Annotated in this window: 5 protein-coding genes; 3 read left to right on the top strand and 2 right to left on the bottom strand. The window is 42.0% G+C overall.

Going from position 1 to position 4,283, the window contains the following annotated elements; translation table 11 throughout:
• Positions 1-344, bottom strand: a 344-nt coding sequence (locus PX481_RS24595) for an RNA-guided endonuclease InsQ/TnpB family protein (protein WP_288096562.1), incomplete at its 3' end; no start/stop codon positions are given.
• Between the two features lie 90 nt (positions 345-434).
• Here PX481_RS24595 and PX481_RS24590 point away from each other — a divergent pair.
• Positions 435-851 (top strand): response regulator, encoded by a 417-nt coding sequence (locus tag PX481_RS24590; protein ID WP_002763842.1) that lies wholly within the window; start codon positions 435-437, stop codon positions 849-851.
• Here PX481_RS24590 and PX481_RS24585 read toward each other — a convergent pair whose 3' ends face one another.
• Positions 852-1,034, bottom strand: coding sequence for a hypothetical protein (locus PX481_RS24585; RefSeq protein ID WP_002763844.1), 183 nt, complete (start codon positions 1,032-1,034; stop codon positions 852-854).
• Positions 1,035-1,288: 254 nt separating this feature from the next.
• Between PX481_RS24585 and PX481_RS24580 the strand changes: the two genes are divergently transcribed.
• Together PX481_RS24580 and tsaD are read left to right on the top strand one after the other, a co-directional pair.
• On the top strand, positions 1,289-2,860 hold the full coding sequence (locus PX481_RS24580; protein WP_002763847.1) for a hydantoinase B/oxoprolinase family protein: 1,572 nt from the start codon (positions 1,289-1,291) through the stop codon (positions 2,858-2,860).
• A gap of 127 nt (positions 2,861-2,987) precedes the next feature.
• Positions 2,988-4,022, top strand: coding sequence for a tRNA (adenosine(37)-N6)-threonylcarbamoyltransferase complex transferase subunit TsaD (tsaD, locus tag PX481_RS24575; protein ID WP_288055518.1), 1,035 nt, complete (start codon positions 2,988-2,990; stop codon positions 4,020-4,022).
• The last annotated feature ends 261 nt before the right edge of the window (positions 4,023-4,283 follow it).

Raw genomic sequence — 4,283 nt, 5'->3', positions numbered from 1 at the left:
GATTTGGTAAATTCGGCACTTCCTCCTTGATGTTTTTTCTTAAAGTTAGGATACTTAGTACGACCAGCAAAGAAATTAGTGAAAGCTGTTTGTAAATGTCTTAACCCTTGTTGTAAGGGTACACAGCTTACTTCATTGAGAAAGTCTAATTCTTCTTGTTTTTTCCAATCGGTCAACATTGAAGAAGTTTGAGCGTAGCCTACTCTTTCTTGCTTTTCGTACCATGCTTGTGTTCTGACATGGAGAGCTTTGTTGTAAACTAATCTTACACAGCCCAATGTGCGCCGCAATAGCGACTCTTGTGTTGGTGTGGGGTAAAATCGAAACGAATAGGCTTTTTCCATGTCTCACATTTTAGCATATATTTCGTAAATGTGCTAATATTTAACAGTAAAGCCGTCGTAGAACGACGGGGTTTCAGACCCAAATTTTCGATGAAGCCGAGAGAGACAATTAAAGTCTTGATTGCCGACGATCACGAGCTAACTTCTTTAGTCCTCAAGACCTTAATTTCCCAGCAGCCGCATCGTCAGGTGGTGGGAATTGCGGTTAATGGTCAACAGGCGATCGCCTTGGCGAAAATTTATCAACCAGATGTAATTATTTTAGATGTACGGATGCCTGTCTTAAATGGACAGAGCGCCGCTATTCAGATCAAACAATTCGACCCTTATGTCCGCATTATCGCCTATAGTTCCTTGGCAAATCTTCTAATGGAAAAAAATAATCAAACTACAGCCTTTGATCTATACTGCCCTAAAGATATATCTTCCCAAGATCTGATCAAAGCGATCGATGACTTGGGAAAATTAGCACAATCGGACAAATCTCAATTCCGTCGGGTCGGATAGTTAACTAAGTTTTTCTTCGGGAAAAGTTGCTTGAAACTCATCGAGTAATTCATCCAACTCCTCAAGAGCTTGATTAACGTCTAATCTCAGACCCCCAATGTCGGGTTTATCGCGCAATTGCAGTAAATAATCCCGTTTATTGGCCATTTGTTGCACTTTATCGATCAAGCTGGTTTTATCCATAATTCACCCTCTGGTACTGACTGCGATTATATATCAGTCAGCCCCTATCAGTGAACAGTGATCGGTGAACAGTGAACAGCCAGTGATCACTGGTAACTAGATCTCCTGCAAAAATCAAAAATCTTCTCTTGGGTGAGCAGACGGTAAACTCCGAGACAGGAGGAGAAAAAAGACAATAGACAGCTAACTGATAACTGATAACTGATAACTGATAACTGATAACTGATAACTGATAACTGATAACTGACTTTCCTATGTCCCCTCTCAATTCTCACCGCACAGAAATAACTACCGTTGCCGATCCTATTTATCTAGAAATCTTTAAAAATCTCTATCAATTTATTGCCGAAGAAATGGGGATTACTCTGCAAAATACGGCGGCAAGTGTCAATATTAAAGAGCGCCTAGACTTCTCCTGTGCTATCTTTGATGAGGTAGGAAATTTAATCGCCAATGCTCCTCATATTCCCGTCCATTTAGGTTCTATGTCCGATAGTGTCAAAAGCTTAATTCAGGATAAAGGTGAGACGATTCGTCCAGGGAATGTTTATCTGGCTAATAATCCTTATAATGGCGGTACTCACCTGCCGGATGTCACAGTAATTAGTCCTATTTTTGACCGCCAAAATCAGGAAATATTATTTTATCTTGCCTCCCGGGGACATCAAGCTGATATCGGTGGAATTACCCCCGGTTCTATGCCTCCCCATTCTGTCCATATTAGCGAAGAAGGAATTTTATTCGATAATTTTTTGCTGGTAGCGGCGGGACAGTTTCGGGAACAAGAATTAATTAATCACTTAACTAATAGTCCTTTTCCTGCACGCAATATCGCCCAAAATATTGCCGATTTTCAGGCACAAATAGCCGCTAATGCCAAGGGGGAAAGAGAATTACATAATATGGTTGAGCGCTACGGATTAGCTATGGTTAAAGCCTATCAACAGTTCGTTCAAGATAATGCGGAATTAGCGGTGAGAAAAGCTATATCTGTCCTGAAAGATGGTGAATTTACTTATTATCTGGATAACGGTGCTGTCATCAAGGTCAGAATTAGCATAGATATTGATAATTGTCAAGCAACCATCGATTTTACTGGCACATCTGACCAGTTAAATAATAATTTTAATGCACCCCTAGCAGTGACAAGAGCGGCGGTTTTATACGTTTTTCGTACCCTTGTGGAGGAGGCAATCCCTTTAAATGCTGGCTGTTTCAAACCCCTCCATTTAATTATCCCATCTGGCTGTTTTCTTAATCCCGTTTATCCAGCGGCCGTAGTAGCGGGAAATGTGGAAACTTCCCAGGCAATAGTTAATACTTTATACGGTGCTTTAGGCATTCAAGCAGCCAGCCAAGGTACGATGAATAATTTCACTTTTGGCAATCAAGAATATCAATATTATGAGACTATTTGTGGCGGTTCTGGTGCGGGGGCAAATTTTGCGGGAACTGCTGCCGTACAAACCCAGATGACTAATTCCCGTCTCACCGATCCGGAAGTATTAGAAATGCGCTATCCTGTGTTAGTAGAAAGTTTTAGCATTCGCCCCGATAGTGGCGGCAAGGGACAATATTCTGGAGGTGATGGTGTAATTAGAAGAATTAAATTTCAAGAGGCTATGACTGCTAATATTCTGTCGGGTAATCGCCTGATTCCCCCCTTTGGACTAGCGGGAGGAAAAGCTGGTAAAATAGGACGTAATGCCGTGGAAAGAAACGATGGAACTATCGAAGAATTGCCCGGTACTGCGACTGTAGAAGTGAACCCCGGTGATATTTTTATTATTGAAACTCCCGGCGGTGGTGGCTATGGAAATTGCTGAACGATAACTTTAATTTTAATTAAGTACCTAAGCAAAATTAAGTAAGTGGTTATAATTAAATTAAAGATGGATCCCCCCTTAATCCCCCCTTGGTAAGGGGGGTGTCTGACGATTTACTGATTAAATCATGACAATTATCTTAGCGATCGAAACCAGTTGCGATGAAACGGCTGTGGCTATTGTTAACAATAACCTGGTGTTGAGTAGTGTGGTTTCTTCTCAAATTGATCTCCATCGTCTCTATGGCGGTGTTGTGCCGGAAATGGCCTCCCGACAACACCTAGAAACCATTAATTTTTGTCTAGAAAAAGCTTGGCAAGAAACGGGTTTAACTTGGTCAGAAATTGATGGAATAGCCGCCACAGTTGCTCCCGGTTTAGTAGGTGCTTTAATGGTGGGAATGACGGCAGCCAAAACCCTCGCTATTGTCCACGATAAACCCTTTATCGGCATTCATCATCTCGAAGGTCATATCTATGCTTCCTATCTCGCTGAATCTGATCTTAAACCTCCTTTTTTATCTCTTTTAGTCTCTGGGGGTCATACCAGTTTAATCCATGTGCAGGCCTGCGGTAAATATCAACAATTAGGAACCACTAGAGATGATGCAGCCGGAGAAGCTTTTGATAAAGTGGCACGATTATTAAACTTAAGTTATCCCGGAGGTCCGATAATCGATCGCATGGCTAAAGATGGTAATCCGCAAGCTTTTCCCTTGCCTGAGGGTAAAATATCTTTACCAACCGGCGGTTTTCATGCCTACGATTCCAGTTTTAGTGGTTTAAAAACTGCTGTTTTGCGCTTAGTAGAGAAATTCGAGCCAGATAATTTACCTGTAGCTGACATAGCCGCTAGTTTTCAAGATACGGTAGCCAGAAGTTTAACCCGTCGGACAATCAATTGTGCCTTAGATTATGGCTTAAAAACTATCGCGATCGGGGGAGGAGTTGCGGCCAATAGTGCCTTAAGAAATCATCTGGAAACTGCCGCCAAAAATCATCATTTAACCGTCTATTTTCCGCCGCTTAAACTCTGTACCGATAACGCCGCTATGATTGCTCGCGCTGCCGTTGATCATTATGATCTTGGTCATTTTTCTGACCTTTCTATCGGTGTTCGTTCCCGTTTACCTTTAAGCGAAGTTATGCAATTATATAAGTAGGGTTTGCGGCAAAAGGTTTTCGGTGGGGGCAGGGTGTGGGGTGTAGGGTGTAGGGTGTAGGGTTTTAACTATTTTCAGCATGAAGCCCAACGCCCGATCATGTTACGCTACCGCTAACCCATCCTATAAATAATTGCGCCTCCCTACTTAATACGTCAGATTTTTAGATATCAGCCGTCAGTATTCAGTATTCAGAATTGAGGAGATTGCTTTTATCTATTCTCCCCATCACCCCATCACCCCACCACCCCACTTCATAAT

It is taken from the genome of Microcystis sp. M53603_WE2 (genome assembly GCF_030065435.1).
This window is presented reverse-complemented; position numbering and strand designations above follow the sequence as displayed.

What these genes read in the sequence shown, in the direction of transcription:
- tsaD (WP_288055518.1), top strand. Translation starts at nt 2,988, where the DNA reads ATGACAATTATCTTAGCGATCGAAACCAGTTGCGATGAAACGGCTGTG.
- PX481_RS24585 (WP_002763844.1), bottom strand. Translation starts at nt 1,034, where the DNA reads ATGGATAAAACCAGCTTGATCGATAAAGTGCAACAAATGGCCAATAAA.
- PX481_RS24590 (WP_002763842.1), top strand. Translation starts at nt 435, where the DNA reads ATGAAGCCGAGAGAGACAATTAAAGTCTTGATTGCCGACGATCACGAG.
- PX481_RS24580 (WP_002763847.1), top strand. Translation starts at nt 1,289, where the DNA reads ATGTCCCCTCTCAATTCTCACCGCACAGAAATAACTACCGTTGCCGAT.